We start from the raw sequence: 15320 nt of genomic DNA, 5'->3' as shown, positions 1-15320 counted from the left end.
TGGCTCGCCGCGAAGGCGCGCCCGGCGCCGCGCTGCCGTTCACGTTTCGTTCAGCGACCGGCGGGCACAGTGGCTTCATCGCAGCCAGGAGCACCCGATGAACCGCTCAATCCAATCCAGCCTTCGCGCCGCCGCACTGGCGCTCGGCACGCTCGGCGCCGCCGCCGCGGCCAGCGCAGCCACCGACATCCATGTCTCCGTGGGCCTGCCGATGCCGGCGCCGGCACCCGTCGTGAGCGTGGCCCAGCCTCCCGTCTACCTGACTCAGCAGGGCTACGGCCACGACTGGCGCGACGAGCAGCGCGGCGGCCGGCGCGGCGCCTGCGGCGCCGCTCGCTGGAACCCCGACGCGCGCTACCTCCCGGGCGACACCGTCTGGCGGCGCGGCGAGCTGTACGTGGCGCGGCGGGTCTCGGCCGCGGTCTGGAACGTGAACAGCCCGCCCGAGTGGACGCCCAACTACTGGGCGCCGGCGCGCTGCAGTCCCGGCCAGGCGCGCTGGTGACCTGATCCACGGCGGCGCATTCGCGGCGGCCGCGCGCCATCCGTTCAGCCTTCGTTCACCCGGCCACCCGCACCATGCATCCACCAACCAGAGGAGCCCTCATGAAGAAGCACATCGCCCTTGTCCTGATCGCCGCGGCGGCCGGCGCCCACGCCGAAACCTTCGTCGACTCGGCCCGCGTGCGCAACGTCGAGCCGCAGTACGAACGCGTGACCGTGCCGCGCAACGAGTGCAACAGCCAATGGGTCAGCGAGGTGCGGCGCACCGACGACGGCCCGCAGTACGGCGGCGCCATCGTCGGCGGGGTCGCCGGTGCGCTGCTGGGCAACCAGGTCGGCCGCGGCCACGGCCGCGAGGCGGCGACGGCGCTCGGCGCGGTGGTCGGCGCCTTCGCCGGCGATCGCGTGGCCAACGGCAACCGGCCCGCGCCCTATGAAGAGGTGCCGCGCGAAGTGACGACTTGCCGCACCGTCAACGAGGTGCAGTCGCGCATCGCCGGCTACCGCGTCGGCTACGAGTACCGCGGCCAGTACTACACGACGTTCATGCACGAACAGCCCGGCCCGAACCTGCAGGTGCGGGTGTCGGTCGACCCGGTGGTGCGGTAGTACGATCGGCCGACCCATGGACAGGACGATCCGCCCGATGAACATGCTCCGACCGCTGATCCTGGCGTTGGCCGTGATCGCCGTGCCCGCGTGGGCCGACGTCAGCCGCGACGATGCGGCCGCCGCCGCGCAACGGCTCACCAGCGGCCGGGTGCTGGCGGTGGACAAGGCCGAGTCCGCGGGCCGCGCCGTGTGGCGCGTCAAGGTCGTCACGCCGCAGGGCGAGGTCAGGGTGATCCTGATCGATGTCGCCACCGGGAAGGCGCTGTAACGGCCGCCCTGCCAGCGATGCGGCTCCTCCTGATCGAAGACGATCCGGCATTGCGCCAGGGACTGGCACGCCAGCTGGCGGCCGACGGTTACCGCGTCGACGAGGCGGCGGACGGGGCGGACGGCCTGTTCCAGGCGCAGGAGTATCCGGTCGACCTCGCGATCGTCGACCTCGGCCTGCCGAAGCTGAGCGGGCTGGCCGTCGTGCAGCGCCTGCGGGCCGAGGGACGGGCGATCCCGATCCTGATCCTCACGGCACGCGGCAGCTGGCAGGACAAGGTGACGGGGCTGGAAGCAGGCGCGGACGACTACCTGGTCAAGCCGTTCGAATATCCCGAACTGGCCGCGCGGATCAAGGCGCTGCTGCGCCGGTCGCTGAAGGCGACCTCCGATGTCCTGGCGCTCGGTCCGCTCACGATCGATTTCGCGGCGCAGGTGGCGCGCCTGGATGGCGCGACCCTGGAGCTCACGGCGTTCGAATACCGCCTGCTGGAATACCTGGTGCGCGAGCGCGGCCGGGTGGTCGGCAAGCAGGAGCTGTCGGACTACCTGTACCCGCACGACGAGGACCGGGACAGCAACGTGCTGGAGGTGCTGGTCGGCCGGCTGCGGCGCAAGCTCGATCCCGGCGGCACGCTGGTGCCGATCGAGACCGTGCGCGGGCGCGGCTACCGCTTCGCGCTCGGATGAGGCTGGACGCCGTTTCGATCCGGGTCCGGCTGCTGCTCGGCGCCGCGCTGGTGCTGCTCGCGTTCATGGCCGGCGCCGGGCTGGCGGTCCAGCGCGCCCACGGCGACAGCGTGCGGGCCGCGCATTTCGCGCAACTGCAGGGCACCATCTACCTGCTGCTGGCCGGGGCCGAACTGGATGCCGACGGCGCGCTGGTGATGCCGCCCGCGTTCACCGAACCGCGGCTGTCGCTGCCGGGGTCCGGCCTGTACGCGAACGTCGTCAACGTCGCGCGGCGCCAGGACTGGCAATCGCCATCCACCCTGGGCCTGGCGCTGCCGTTCGGGCGCAGCGTGCCGGTCGGCCAGTGGCGCTACGAGACGCTGGCCGGGCCGGGCGCCGGATTTCTCGCCGCCACCTACGCGGTGAACTGGGCCGGCCGCGGCGCCGCGGCCCCGCTGGTGCTGTCGGTCCTCGAGGACAAGTCGCAGTTCGATCGCGAGATCCGGGTCTTCGGCCGCACGCTGTGGGGCTGGCTGGGCGCCGCCGGCCTGCTGCTGCTGGCGTCGCTCACGGCCTTGCTGCAATGGGTGCTGGCGCCGTTGCGGCGGGTGGCCAACGAGATCGCGCGCATCGAGAACGGCCAGCAACTGCAGATCGAGGGCCGCTATCCGGCGGAGATCGCCGCGCTCACCGGCAACCTCAACACCCTGGTCAAGCAGGAACGCATCCGGCAGACGCGCTACCGGGAAGCGCTGAGTTTCCTGGCCCACAGCCTGAAGACGCCGCTGGCGGTCTTGCGCACGGCCATGGCGCAGCCCGCCGAGCTGCCCGCGGCGGTGGCGCAGCAGGTGGGCCGCATGGACGATATCGTGCAGCACCAGCTCAGTCGGGCGGCGGCCAGCGGCGCCGCGCTGTTCGTGCCCCCGCTGCCGCTCGCGCCTGTCCTCCACCGGATCCGCGACTCGCTGGCCAAGGTCTACGCCGACAAGGCATTGAGTTTCGTCATCGACTGCCCCGCCGACCTGAAATGGCGCATCGACGAGGGCGACGCCTTCGAGCTGCTCGGGAACCTCATGGACAACGCGGCGAAATGGGCGAAGCACCAGGTGGCCGCGCAGGCCCGGCACGCTGGTGACCAGTTGGTGATCAGCGTGCAGGACGACGGCCCCGGCTTCACCGACACGCAGGCGATCCTGCAACTGCACGTTCGCATGGACGAACAGGTGCCGGGTCACGGCGTCGGCCTGGCCGTCGTGAGCGACCTGGTGGCCAGCCTCGGCGGCGAGTTGCGCCTGACGCGCGCGGCGCTGGGCGGCGCGCAGGTCGACATCGTCTTGCCCGCGGCCTGAACCGCCGGCCCGCCGCAGGCGCCGCGCACCGCCAAGCGCACTCGGTCGCGACCACCGCCTCTGGCTTGGAGGGTCGCGCGAAAAGACCCTTGGTCGCAGTTGAATGCCAGGAACAAGTCACACGCGACCGGTAAACAAGTGCGTGTTGAGGCACGGGCAGTAAGCGCCGAGCTGCAGGCCTGGCTCAACCTCGCGGCTCGCCCTATCTCAACAGTTGCACATCTGACCGTTTCGTACCGATGAGCTTCGGCCTCGTGTTATCCCTTGCTCACCACGGCTTATTGCTGTTGAGCTGCCGGGCCATTGCGTTTGCACGACCGCTTGCCCTGCCGCGCGCGCAATCTCGAACCCACTCAGCAATGTAAGAAAAACATGGTGGTCACTTACGGTTTGTCAGTATTGGCCTAGTGCGCTGTAGTCCGCGTCTTACTAAGATCGCGGCCCAGGAAGAGGTAGCGCTCGAAGCAGGCCGGACCCGCGGATTCCACGAGACCCGCACCGGATGCAGCACCTCTCCTCCCGGCTCGCTGACGGTTGCCACGCAACCGCAGCGGGCAGGACCGAACCGCGGCTGCAGTCTGCCGGGGCGCGGATCCTTCTTTACAGCCTTTTTGGAAAGAAACATGGGAACACGTGAAATATTCGCGCGCGCCGCTCGTGTGGCGAGCGGCACCTTCGCCGCGGCCGTGGTGCTGAGTGCCTGCGGTGGCGGCGGTGGCGGCAGTGCCAACGAGGGCGCTGTCGGAGCCACCGCTGGCGCCAGTGCCGCCACCGGTACCACTGCCGGGGCTGCAGCCGCCACCGGCCCCGCGGCCGCCACGTCGGTCGCGGCCCCCGCCGCGGCCGCTGCCAGCGGCGCCTCCGCCGGCACCGCCGTGCTGGGCGTGAGCGGGGAACTGGCGACCCGGTCGGCGGCCCTGGTGAGCGCATCGGCATCGACCTCGTCGACTGGCGCCAAGGCGCCGCTGCGCGCCGAATCGGCCAGCCTGAACTCGAATTTCGAGGCCGGCATGACCGACTGGGTGAACTGGAGCAACGCGCAGGTCGTCGACGGCGTCGGCGCCGCCGGCTCCTGGCGTGCCTTGCAGGTGGGCACCGCCGCCGGTGGCGCCGCCCATGACGTCGGCAGCATGGTGGCAGGGACCCAATACCGCCTGACCGGCCAGGTGAAGGTCACGGCCGCGTGGGACCCCGTCTACCTCGGCGTCAACATCCTCGACCAGTGGAACAACACGATCGCGCAGCAGGCGGTGCCGGTCAGCGGCACCGACTACTCGGTCGCGTCCGTGGACATCACCGCCCCGGCCAATGCGGCCAAGGCCGTGGTGTTCGTGTGGAAGAACGCGGGCGGTGGCTACGCGTACGTCGACGACGTCTCGTTCGGGCCGGTCGGCGCAGCGGCGGCCGCGCCGAGCGGCGGCAACCTGGTGTCCAACGCGGGCTTCGAGAACGCGCTCACCGACTGGGGCAACTGGGGCAACGCCACGCCCGTCACCGGCCAATCGAGCTCGGGCGGATACGCGGCCCGCGTCGGCAACGCCGCCGGCGGCATGGGGCATGACATCGCGGGCGTGGTGCCCGGCAAGACCTACCGCCTGGGCGGCCAGGTCAAGGTGAGCGACGGCTCGGAAGTGGCCTTCCTGGGCCTGAGCTTCTTCGACAACTGGGGCTCCAAACTCGCCGAACGCAGCGTGCTGGTCAGCTCGACGGCCTACACCGCCGCGCAGTTGGACCTGGCGGCACCGGCGAACGCGGCCAAGGCGACGGTCTACGTGTGGAAGAACGCCGGCAGCGGCTTCACCTACGTCGACGACGTCTCGCTCAGTGCCATCGACGGCGCTGCGGCTCCCGCACCGGCACCCGCACCCGCACCCGCTCCGGCGCCAGCGCCGGCTCCCGCTCCGGCGCCCGCGCCCGCGCCGGCCACGAACGTGGGCACGGTCCCGGTCGGGGCCTGGCCAGGCACGCTGCTGCAGACCGGCTGGGACAACGACGCGTACTGGGTGGAAGACGGTGTCTGGGCGCCCTGGGGCCTGACCCGCGGCACCTTCACCGGCATCTATGGCAACACGTTCGAGCAGTGGACCGGCGTCAGCGACAAGATGGGTCCGAACGGCGAGGTCGCGTTCCGGCTGGGCTGGAAGATGCCGATCTGCTGCAACGAGATCAAGAGCTTCCCGGCCATCATCAAGGGCCGCAAGCCGGGCTACTTCAACACCTGGACCAAGCCGGGCGGAAACGACGTGCGGCTGCTGAACGGCACCAACTCGCAGACCTATCCGTCGGGCGCGACCCCTGGCACGTTCTTCCCGCTGCAGCTGCCGCTCGCCCCGCTGAACGCGTCCGCCAACTACAAGCACCTGAGCACGCCGAACGGGCGCGGCCACCTGGCCTACGACATCTTCCTGCAGAACTCGCCGGAGCAGATCAACGGGTTCGGGGAGAACATCTCGCACGAGATCATCATTCCGCTGGATTACTGGGGCGGCTATGGCCAGTACCCGACGCGCAATCCGGCCTGGTATGACCACGACGTGACGATCGACGGGATGCTGTTCCACGTCTATGCGGCCAAGGACTGGGACGGCGGGCTGCGGCCCAACTGGGGCGGCGGCTGGAAGTTCATCGTGTTCGAACCGGATCGCCCGATCCCGCCCGGCACGACCCTGGACCTCGCGAAGTTCATCAACTACACGACCCACCGCAAGGACGCCCTCGGCACCCCGTGGTCCACCGGCAGGGAGTACGCCGTCAGCGTCGAACTCGGCGTCGAGCCGGAGTATGGCGAAGGCGACATCCAGGTCGAGAACTATCGGATCTGGAAGTAGCGTTGTCGTCGCCCCCGGCATCGCGCCGGGGGTGGCAATGGCCGGTCGATCCGGCCAGCCGAGCCAAGGCCCCGCCTTCTCTGACGGAGCGCGGGGCCTTGCATTTCGAAGGCGTGCGGCGGCACGGCCACGCGGGCGTCGACCCCGCCATCCCCTACCACATCCATGTAAGCGCCGGACCACGGCACTTGCATCCTTTGACGGCTGTAAGCGCGGTTCTCGAGCACAGAATGCGCGCCTGTTGAACTGAGAGGTAAGACGTGACTGACACGAAGAGAGCGCGTGCGCTGACCCTGATCCTTTGGAGCGCAGCAGTGCTGAGCGCCTGCGGAGGCGGCGGCGGCGGGGATCAGTCCGCGGCCACGGCTGCCGCCGGCGACGGGCTCGCCGCGCCCGCCCCCGCGCCGACCACGGCGGCCGAGGCGTCCGCCCCCGCTCCCGGCGCCACTGCGGCGGCGCCGACCAGCCCGGCGCCGGCGCTCTCGCCGCTGGCCACGGCGGCTGCGCCATCCACGACCGCACCGGCCCCGGCCCCCGCGCCGCTGGCCTCCTCCGGGGCGGTGCCGACGCTGGGCGACTGCGAGCTGTTCCCGGCCAACAACATCTTCAACACCCGCATCGACGATGTGTCCCGCTTCCCGGCCCACCCGAACAGTGCGGCCTGGGTGGACCTGGTCGGCCGCAACGTGCAGTTCCACACCGACTGGGGCTCCAACGACAACCCGGCCAACTACGGCACCTACTACGGGCTGCCGATCAACGTCATCGACGGCACGCCGGCCACCACCGACTGGCCGGTGGTCTCGTTCGACTTCTCGACCTCGGGTGCGTATTGGGAAACCGGCTGGCCCTTCAAGAGCGACTGCGCGGTGTCCGACGGCAACGGCTACGGCATGGTGCGCGACTGCACCTCGGTGCAGCCGTCGCAGCGGCGCTTCCCGTTCCCGCTGGACTGGAAGCTGCAGAGCCAGGGCGGCGCGTGCAACGACCCCGCCACCTGCGGCGACAAGCACGTGCTGGTGGTGGAACAAGGCGCCTGCCGCCTGTGGGAGAGCTACTTCGCCTACAAGCTGGGCGGCCAGTGGTACAGCCTGGCAACCTCGGCCTGGGACCTGAAGTCGAATGCCATGCGGCCCGACGACTGGGCCTCCTCCAACGCCGCCGGCCTGCCGATCACGCCGCTGCTGGCGAAGGCGGCGGAAGCCAACACCGGCGAGATCCGGCACGCGTTGTCGGTCGCCTTCCGCGATTCGGCGCTGGCGCTGAAGCATGCCTGGCCGGGTCGCTTCTCGGCCGGCGGCGACAACCCGGGCGCGATCCCGTTCGGCGCCGTGCTGCGGCTGAAGGCCGATTTCGTGATCCCCGCCAACTGGTCGACCCAGGCCAAGGCCATCGCGACCGCGGCCAAGCGCTACGGCATCTACGTGTCGGACAACGGCGCCGACTTCCACGTCGGCGGCGAGCCGAACTCGGCGTGGAACGAGCAGGCCTCGCAGGACCTGAAGGGCATCACGATGAACGACATGGAGTTCGTGGACCTCAAGTCGGTCACCAGCGATCCGCGCTTCTCGCCCGACTCGATGGCCGCCAGCTGGTGACCGGCCCGGCCGCCCGAAGACGGACCCCGGCCGGCGGTGACGCCGGCCGGGCTGGCTCGATGGGAGGCGGTCAGGCCAGATGCGCCGGCGCCGAGCCGGCCCGCGCTACGAGGCCCCGCCGCTCGCGGCCAGCTCGGGGTGCAGGTCGAGCGGGGCGGTGCCGGCGGGCTGCACGCCCTGCCGGAACTGCTCCTGCGTGATCATGCCGGCATGGAACAGCAGCCCGTGCCGGAACTGCGTTTCGGTGAAGCGCGCGAGCACGTCCTCGCGCGCGCGCGCCGCCATGGCCCGGTAGTGCGCGGCATTGGCCGGATCCATCACGTGGCGGATGGCCGCCCGCAGCCGGTCGATGTCGTGCGGCACGATCACGCCGGTCACGCCGTCGATCACGTAGTCGCGCACCCCGGGGGCATCGATCACGATCACCGGCTTGGCCAGCGCCATCGCATTCAGATAGGTCTGCTGGCCGGCGCTGCGCACCGTCGGGCGCAGCGGCACCACCACCGCATGGCAGTTCGCCAGCAGCGACATGAACTCCTGGTGCGAGGTCGAGCCCGCCTGCAGATGGGGCAGCCCGCGTTGCGGCTGCCAGGCCGCGGCAATGCGCGTGGGCACGCCGGTGCCGTCCAGCGCCGCCTCCAGCAGGTCGTAGTCGCGCACCGAATTGCCGCCGGCGAACAGGTAGCCCTCGTCGCGCGTGGCCATGTTCTCGTACTCGCGCAGCGTGTTGGGAAATGGCTGGAACACCACCCGCTCCGGGGCGACGCCCCAGACCTGGGGAAAGGTCTTCACTTCGCTGGTGCTCAGCACCGCGTAGCGCACGTTCGGCGCATCGACGGCGCGGATCGCCAGGCGCGCCAGCTTGGGCAGCAGCGAGCGCAGCCACGGGAATTCCTTGGCCAGCGCGTGGCTGGTCGGCTCCCAGGTCGCGTCCTGGATCAGCACCGGCGTGCGCCGGCGCATCAGCTTGTGCAGGATCGCGAAGATCAGGTCGCGGTAGCGCTGGCGCCGCCCGACCGACCCGTTGAGGATCAGGATCCGGCGGTCCTTGGAGAGCTGGAGCATGTGCAGGTGGTCGCGCAAGCTGCCCCCATCGGGCGGCAGGCAGTCCTCCACGAAGGTGTTCCACAAGGGATCGTCGCTGGGCATGGTGGCCAGCACGGGCTTTCGGTCGGTGGCGGCGCGGCCGCTGGGCGATTGGATCGGCACTCGTGTCTCCCTGCTACCGCCACGATTATCCGAGCGCGGTGGCGGCCCCGGGTGGTCCGAACGGACTACGCGCCGCCGGCCGTCGCCCAGGCTCAGCACGGCAATAGGCTGAAAGAGCCATCGCGGCGCCCCCACCCGCCAGGTCGCTGACGGAAAATTTCACCCATGAAGTTCACAGTCGTCATCCCGCTGTACAACAAGGCGCAGTTCGTGGCGGAGGCGGTGCGCTCGGTGCTCGCGCAGAGCCTGCCCGCGCACGAAATCATCGTCGTCGACGACGGCTCCACCGACGGCGGCGCGCAGCGGATCGAGGCGCTCGGCTGCGAGCGGGTGCGGGTGGTGCGGCAGGCCAACGCGGGGGTGTCGGCGGCGCGCAATCGCGGCATCGCGCTGGCCACCGGCGACTGGATCGCCTTCCTCGACGCCGACGACTGGCAGCATCCGGAACTGCTCGCGAACCTGGCGCGCGCCCATCGGACCTTCCCCCAGGCCGACGTCCTCGCCGCGGGCTTTCGCTGCGTCTCGGACTCGGAGACCAAGCCGCTCGAGCCGTGGCCGCTGCCCGGCGACGCGGCGCCGGTGGAACTGCTGGAGGACCTGCGGGACCGCTGGATGCGGGAGATCCCATTCTTCAGTGGCACCGTCGCGGTGCGGGCCGAGCGGCTGCGGCGGATGCAGCCGTGCTTTCCGGTCGGCGAATCGTTCGGCGAGGACCTGGACCTGTGGTTCCGGCTGGCCGAGGAGACGCCGGTGGCGCTGGTCCAGGCGCCGCTCGCGGCGTATCGCTGGGCCGTCGCCGGTTCGCTGACCACTTCGCACCGGCGCGAGCTGGCGCCCTACGCCGCCCGCATGCGGCAACGGGCGCTCGACGGCCGGCTGCCGGCCAGCCAGCGCCACTCGGCGCTGTGGTTCGTCGCGCAGCAGGAACTCACGCTGGCGCGCGACCTGCTCGCCGACGGACGGCGCCGCGACGCGCTGCGCTATCTGTGGCGCGCGCGGTATGCGGCGCGCGGTCCGCGCTGGCTGCTCACCGCCTTGCTGGCGATGCTGCCGGGCGGCATCGCCGGACGCTGGCAGCGCTGGCGCGTGAGCGCGATGAGCGCCTTCTCGCACCAGGGCAGCGCGCCCTAGCGCGGCGCCCGCCGGGCGGCCCCGGCGGCCGTCCGTGCGAGAACGGCCCCGGGGTGGCGCTTCAGAACCAGCCGGGCTCGAGCTGCTGGATGCTGCCGGTGAAGCCCACCAGGTGATCGGTGTTGATCGACAGCGACGCGGCGTACGCGACCAGGTCGCCCTGCGTGGCGAACGGCCGGCCGGCGCCGATCTGGTCGACATAGCTTTGCACCGTCGCCGCCGACGGCTCGGCATGGACCAGCTGCACGTACAGATACTGCACCAGCGACGCCGAGGACACGCCTGGCGCGTAGGCATCGATCATCTTCTGCGCCAGCTCGCCCATGGTCGCCGAGCGGTCGGCCTCTGCAGTCCAGTGGCTCAGGTCCGGCCGGCCGGGAATGGTGCCGAAGGCGGCGCGGTACAGGGCCGCCGCCTGCCAGACATGGCCACCCGGATCGGACCCCAGCGGCGCCTGCGTGTCGAAGGCGAACAGCGCGTCGGCCAGCTGCACCCGCTCGACGTTGCTGATCGACTGCGTGCCCGTGGCGGTGGTGACGCTGAGCACGCCGTTGGCGAGCGAATACGACTGCACGCCCGAGAACGGCCCATCGATGACCACCGTGTCGAGGCCGGTGCCGCCGTCGATCAGGTCGTTGCCGCCACGTCCGATCAGGCGGTCGTTGCCGCCCAGGCCGTTCAGGGTGTCGTGGCCGCCGCCGCCGGTGAGCACGTCGTTGCCGCTGGTGCCGGTGAGGAACATCGACGCCGGCGTGCCGTCGGGCTGGGCGGCCGTGGTGAAGTTGTACGCCGTCGTGCCGCCGTAGGCATTGCCGGCGGCGTCGCGCACCGTGCCGGCGCCGATCTCGACCCGGTACCCGGTGCCGAAGGCGAGATCGGCCGTGGGATCGATGGTCAGCAGGTTGCCGCTGACGGTCACGTTGGCGCTGGTGGCGACGTCGAACGACTGGATCACGGTGCCGTCGGCGCTCTTGAGCAGGATGGCGCCGCTGCCTTTTTGCACCGTCTCGCCGAAGGTCACCTGGATGTTGGACTTGACGCCGACGTTGGTGGCCTCGTCCGCCGGAGAAAAGCCCACCACCACCGGCGGCGCCTGGTCGCCCGCCGGGGAAGAGCTGCCCGTGAAGCGTTCGGTGTAGACATCGCCGCCAAGGCGCCCGTCATCCCAGGTGAACACCGCGCCGCCGTCGGCCGTGGCGAGCACCCCGTAGTGCGCGTAGAGCGCCTGGGCCGTGCCGACCAGCACCTGGTCGCCGAATTTCGCGCCGGCGGCGTCGAAGCGTTGCGCGACCAGCACCTGCTGGTCGGCCTGCCACTGCAGCCACGACACCACGAAGCTGCCGTTGCTCAGGGCGGTCACCTTCGCGTCGAGCACCTCGGACGAAAACACGATGGTCTGCTGGGCCGCGAGCGCGTGGCCGGCGCCGTCGAAGCGCTGCGCCGTGATTTCGGTGCGCCCGTCCGGCAGCAGTCCGCGCAGCGAGACCACCAGTTCCCCGCTGCCGGCGAGCACGGCGGCCTCCACGCCCTGGACCGCGAGCGTCGCCGTGCCGGTGGTGGTCACCTCCAGCGGCGCCGACAGCGCGGTGCCCGAGGCGTCGAACCGTTGCGCGTAGACGTGGTAGGTGGAGCCGACGCGAGGGACGAAGGCCGTGGCAGCGGACCAGACAGCCACGTATCCGCCGTCGGCGGTGGCGGCCAGCGCCGCGCTGTTGATGTAGGTGGCGTCACCGAAGGGCGTGCCGTCGGCCTCGTAGCCGAGCACCCGGTTGCCGCCGATGGGAGCGCCGCTGGCGGCGTACAGCTGCCACTCCGGCGCCCAGCCGCTCTGCCCGGCCGGCTGTCCCCACCACTCCACCAGGAAGCCGCCGCCGGCCAGCCCGAGCGGCTCGGCCGAGACCGAGTGGTCGACTTCCGCCGTCGCGTTGGACTGGAATTCGGGCCCCACCGCGGCGCCGCTCGCGTCGATGCGCCTGGCCATGTAGAAGGTCGGGCTCGTGATGCTGGCGCGGGATTCCCAGGTGGCGACGAATCCGCCGTCGGCCAGCGCCACCAGCCCCGGCACCCCGTAGGCCGGCGCCTCGCTGAGCACCATTTCGGCGCCGAGCCGGGCGCCGCCGGCGTCGAAGCGCTGCGCATGCACCTGCGGCTCGCCGGTGGCCGTGGCGCTGCCGGCGACCAGCCAGGCAACGACATAGCCGCCGCCCGCGAGGTTGGCGATGGCCGGCGCGGATTGCCACCCTTCGGCGGTGAGACGGGTGTCCCCGGAGCCGACCCATGCGGCTTGGTTGTCAGTCGTTGCCATGTTCTCCCTTGTTCATCATCGATCCGCCCGGCGCGTCCCAGGTCGCGGGCCGCCGTGCCTCAGCCAGGATCTTGCGAGCAGCGGCCCGGCTGTCGTGTAGGACTGGGGCGCGACGGCACACACCCGCCCCGGGCCACGGTGGCAGCCGCGCCGTTGCGGCGCGGCGACGCGTTCGTGGGACCGGGACTGCCGCCACTGTAGGACCGAATCCAATTTGGGCGCGATAGCTCTTTCGGGCCGACCATGGGGTGGCCCGGCGGTTTCATACTCGGCCGGTCCATTTCCCGCGCCGGAGCACCGGTGCACCTCGAGGTGAAGTCATATGCAGCGACGTGAATTCAACATGGCAGCCGCGGCCGCGGCCGCGCTGGTGAGCGGATGTGGCGGCGGCGGGGCCGACGGCCCGGTTGCGGCGGCCGCGCCGCCGGCCCCGGCGCCCGGCACGGCACCCGCTCCGGCCGAGGCCGCGGTGGACCCTGCGCGCGCCCTGACGCCGGCGGCGGCGCCGGCGGGGCCGGGCTTCCTGATCGGCACCAACCTCGCCAGCATGGAACTGTCGGGCCCGGGCCTGCGCTACGGCGGCAGCACCTTGCCCAACGTCAACTTCACCGTGCCGCGCCGCGAGGACATCGCCTGGCTGGCGGCCAACGGCTACACCAAGACCCGGCTGCCGATCCGCTGGGAGATGCTGCAGCCGATGCTCTACGACACCAACGCCAACGCGGCGTCGCGGGCGGCGATCGGCGAACCCGGCGCGTTCCATCCGGGCTACGAGGCCTACATCACCGGCGTGCTCGATGCGCACGCGGCGGCGGGCATCAAGTGCATGCTCGACTGCCACAACTTCTGCCGCTACACCGATTTCATCTTCCAGCCCGACGGCTCCGTGATCGGACTGGTCAAGCCGCCCAACCCGCTGCTGCGCACCTTCACCACCGACAACCGGCAGGTGCAGACCCGGATCTTCGCGCTGGCGCCCGGCGCCACGCTGCGGGTCGCGCACTTCATGGACTTCTGGTCGCGCGTCGCGACCCGGTGGAAGAACCATCCGGGGCTCGGCGGCTATGGCTTGATGAACGAGCCGTTCTACCTGCCCAAGCCGGGCGACACGGTGGAGACCTTCGAGGGCTGGGGCGAGGACCTGACGATCTGGCCGACCTTCGCGCGCGCGGCCGTCGACACCATCCGCAGCATCGACCCGAGCACGCCCATCTACCTGCCGGGCAACGACTGGAGCGCGCCGTGGTCGCTGGCCACCAACAACCCGGGCTGGCCGCTGGCCGCGCCCAACCTCATCTATGACGTGCACGCCTACCTCGACGCCTTCAGCAGCGGCAACGGCATCGACTGGGACCTGGAGGCTGCGCGCGACTTCACGGCCGGTGTCGGCGCCGTGCCCATCGACGCGCAGACCGGCGTCAATCGCCTGAAACACGCGGTCGATTTCGCCAAGCAGCACGGGTTGCGGCTGGCGCTGAGCGAAACCGGGATGCCGCAGGACGACCCGCGCTGGCAGCAGTCGTTCCAGAACATGATGAACTATGCGCGCGACAACGGCATCGAGATCTACGTCTGGGCCGGCGGCAACCACTGGGACTACCGCAACCGGGCCGTCACCCTGATCCCCGGCTGGCACCAGAACAAGACGCTCGAGCCGCCGATGTCCGGGCCGATGAAGGCCGCCGCCGGCGTGGCCAAGGCCACCGTGTACGACGACGGTCCGGGTTGGGCGCCTGGCGGCGCATCGGTGACGATCACCGTGTACGCCCGCGGCTTCCTGGCCAGCCCGGCCACGCTGACGGTGTCGTCCAACAACGGCGGCAGCTTCAGCAAGACCACGCTGACCATCCCGGCCGGCGCCAACGGCCAGGACAGCTTCACCTTCACGCCGCCGCCGAACGCGGTCGCCACCCTCACCTATGCCGGCGCGTCGGCGCCGAACCTGCCGCCCGCGCGCAAGGTGTACTCGCTGGCCGATCCGGTCGCGTACGCGGCCACCAGCCTGTCCGACGCCGCGATGGCACTGCTGGCGAAATACTCGGCCTGCAAGTGGGAGCTGGTCGACGGCTATACCGACTACCTGCAAGGCGCGCCCGCCGGGGCGGGCCAGCCGGTGCGCGCGATCTCGGACTCCGGCTATGGCTCCAGCGCCGGCAACGCGATGGAGATGCTCAACTGGGTCAACACCGAGGGCGGCAGCGCGATGGGGACGATGGTGCCGCCGGTCATGCGCGTGACCAACGGCCGCAAGAACTCCGACCACAGCGCGTTCGACACGTTCGGGTTCTGGTGCCGCAAGACCCGGCCGGTGGCCGGCCTGCAGCCCAACCCGCACAACCGGGTGCCCTACAACATCAGCGATCCGCACTTCGCGATCGCCGCCGTGAGCGTGCCCGGCAGCGCCAACAGCGGCCTGGTGTTCCAGGCCTCCAGCGCGGACGGCGCGTTCGCCTCCGAGCTGGCCTTTTCCAACAGCCGGCCGCAGGCGAAATGGGTGGACCATCTGGGCAATGCGGTCGAACTGACGGCCCCGGCGGCGCTCGCGCCGAACACGCCGGCCGTGGTCTCGTTCACCTCCGCCGGCGGCGCCCAGCAGCTGCGGCTGAACGGCGCCGTGCAGGGCACGGGCAACGCGACCTTCGCCTCGTCGGAGTACGGCAACGACCAGATGCTGCTCGGCTGGGGGTTCCTCAGCAACTACCCGCGCGAGGGATTCGGCGGCAACATCTACGCCGCCATCACCGGCAAGGGCGTGCCCACGCCGGCCGAGATGGCGGTGCTCGAACGGTACCTGGCCGCCACCGCCGGGATCTGAGCGGCCGGGGCGCGCGGCGGGCCGTCGACC

Annotated in this window: 11 protein-coding genes; 9 read left to right on the top strand and 2 right to left on the bottom strand. The window is 71.0% G+C overall.

Annotated features, from left to right (window positions below; genetic code table 11):
- The first annotated feature begins 97 nt into the window (after positions 1–97).
- From VNT59_RS09755 to VNT59_RS09725, 7 genes are all read left to right on the top strand, one after another.
- Entirely contained in the window at positions 98–505 is a 408-nt protein-coding gene (locus VNT59_RS09755; RefSeq protein WP_325498139.1) for a hypothetical protein, read from the top strand.
- Positions 506–606: 101 nt separating this feature from the next.
- A complete protein-coding gene (locus tag VNT59_RS09750; protein ID WP_325498138.1) occupies positions 607–1113 on the top strand; it encodes a glycine zipper 2TM domain-containing protein in 507 nt (168 codons plus the stop codon).
- Between the two features lie 37 nt (positions 1114–1150).
- The gene (locus VNT59_RS09745) at positions 1151–1384 is read left to right on the top strand and encodes a PepSY domain-containing protein (RefSeq protein WP_325498137.1); all 234 of its coding nucleotides are present in this window, start codon (positions 1151–1153) and stop codon (positions 1382–1384) included.
- A gap of 17 nt (positions 1385–1401) precedes the next feature.
- A complete protein-coding gene (locus tag VNT59_RS09740) occupies positions 1402–2073 on the top strand; it encodes a response regulator transcription factor (protein ID WP_325498136.1) in 672 nt (223 codons plus the stop codon).
- Positions 2070–3404, top strand: coding sequence for an ATP-binding protein (locus tag VNT59_RS09735; RefSeq protein ID WP_325498135.1), 1335 nt, complete (start codon positions 2070–2072; stop codon positions 3402–3404). The genes VNT59_RS09740 and VNT59_RS09735 overlap by 4 nt, the downstream gene beginning before the upstream one ends.
- A gap of 623 nt (positions 3405–4027) precedes the next feature.
- Positions 4028–6232 (top strand): carbohydrate binding domain-containing protein, encoded by a 2205-nt coding sequence (locus VNT59_RS09730; RefSeq protein ID WP_325498134.1) that lies wholly within the window; start codon positions 4028–4030, stop codon positions 6230–6232.
- A 314-nt stretch (positions 6233–6546) separates the two neighbouring features.
- Positions 6547–7830 carry a hypothetical protein gene (locus tag VNT59_RS09725; RefSeq protein ID WP_325498133.1) on the top strand — a complete coding sequence of 428 codons (1284 nt, stop codon included), beginning with the start codon at positions 6547–6549 and terminating at the stop codon, positions 7828–7830.
- 105 nt (positions 7831–7935) lie between these two features.
- Here the strand turns inward: VNT59_RS09725 and VNT59_RS09720 are convergent, their stop codons facing one another.
- Positions 7936–9039 (bottom strand): glycosyltransferase, encoded by a 1104-nt coding sequence (locus VNT59_RS09720; protein ID WP_325498132.1) that lies wholly within the window; start codon positions 9037–9039, stop codon positions 7936–7938.
- Positions 9040–9204: 165 nt separating this feature from the next.
- Between VNT59_RS09720 and VNT59_RS09715 the strand changes: the two genes are divergently transcribed.
- Positions 9205–10170, top strand: coding sequence for a glycosyltransferase family 2 protein (locus VNT59_RS09715; RefSeq protein ID WP_325498131.1), 966 nt, complete (start codon positions 9205–9207; stop codon positions 10168–10170).
- A gap of 61 nt (positions 10171–10231) precedes the next feature.
- On the opposite strand, the gene VNT59_RS09710 is transcribed toward VNT59_RS09715, so the two are convergent.
- Positions 10232–12475, bottom strand: a complete 2244-nt coding sequence (locus tag VNT59_RS09710) for an Ig-like domain-containing protein (RefSeq protein WP_325498130.1) — start codon at positions 12473–12475, stop codon at positions 10232–10234.
- A 322-nt stretch (positions 12476–12797) separates the two neighbouring features.
- Between VNT59_RS09710 and VNT59_RS09705 the strand changes: the two genes are divergently transcribed.
- Positions 12798–15290, top strand: coding sequence for a glycoside hydrolase family 5 protein (locus VNT59_RS09705; protein WP_325498129.1), 2493 nt, complete (start codon positions 12798–12800; stop codon positions 15288–15290).
- Positions 15291–15320: the final 30 nt, after the last annotated feature.

It is taken from the genome of Ramlibacter sp., from assembly GCF_035554825.1.
Lineage (GTDB): Bacteria > Pseudomonadota > Gammaproteobacteria > Burkholderiales > Burkholderiaceae_C > Ramlibacter.
Note: the sequence above shows the minus strand (reverse complement) of the source record. Positions and strands in the feature narration are given on the sequence as shown.

Bases quoted from the DNA above. Each gene is read 5' to 3' on its own strand.
- VNT59_RS09745 (WP_325498137.1), top strand. From the start codon at position 1,151: ATGAACATGCTCCGACCGCTGATCCTGGCGTTGGCCGTGATCGCCGTG.
- VNT59_RS09715 (WP_325498131.1), top strand. From the start codon at position 9,205: ATGAAGTTCACAGTCGTCATCCCGCTGTACAACAAGGCGCAGTTCGTG.
- VNT59_RS09735 (WP_325498135.1), top strand. From the start codon at position 2,070: ATGAGGCTGGACGCCGTTTCGATCCGGGTCCGGCTGCTGCTCGGCGCC.
- VNT59_RS09730 (WP_325498134.1), top strand. From the start codon at position 4,028: ATGGGAACACGTGAAATATTCGCGCGCGCCGCTCGTGTGGCGAGCGGC.
- VNT59_RS09710 (WP_325498130.1), bottom strand. From the start codon at position 12,475: ATGGCAACGACTGACAACCAAGCCGCATGGGTCGGCTCCGGGGACACC.
- VNT59_RS09750 (WP_325498138.1), top strand. From the start codon at position 607: ATGAAGAAGCACATCGCCCTTGTCCTGATCGCCGCGGCGGCCGGCGCC.
- VNT59_RS09755 (WP_325498139.1), top strand. From the start codon at position 98: ATGAACCGCTCAATCCAATCCAGCCTTCGCGCCGCCGCACTGGCGCTC.
- VNT59_RS09740 (WP_325498136.1), top strand. From the start codon at position 1,402: ATGCGGCTCCTCCTGATCGAAGACGATCCGGCATTGCGCCAGGGACTG.
- VNT59_RS09705 (WP_325498129.1), top strand. From the start codon at position 12,798: ATGCAGCGACGTGAATTCAACATGGCAGCCGCGGCCGCGGCCGCGCTG.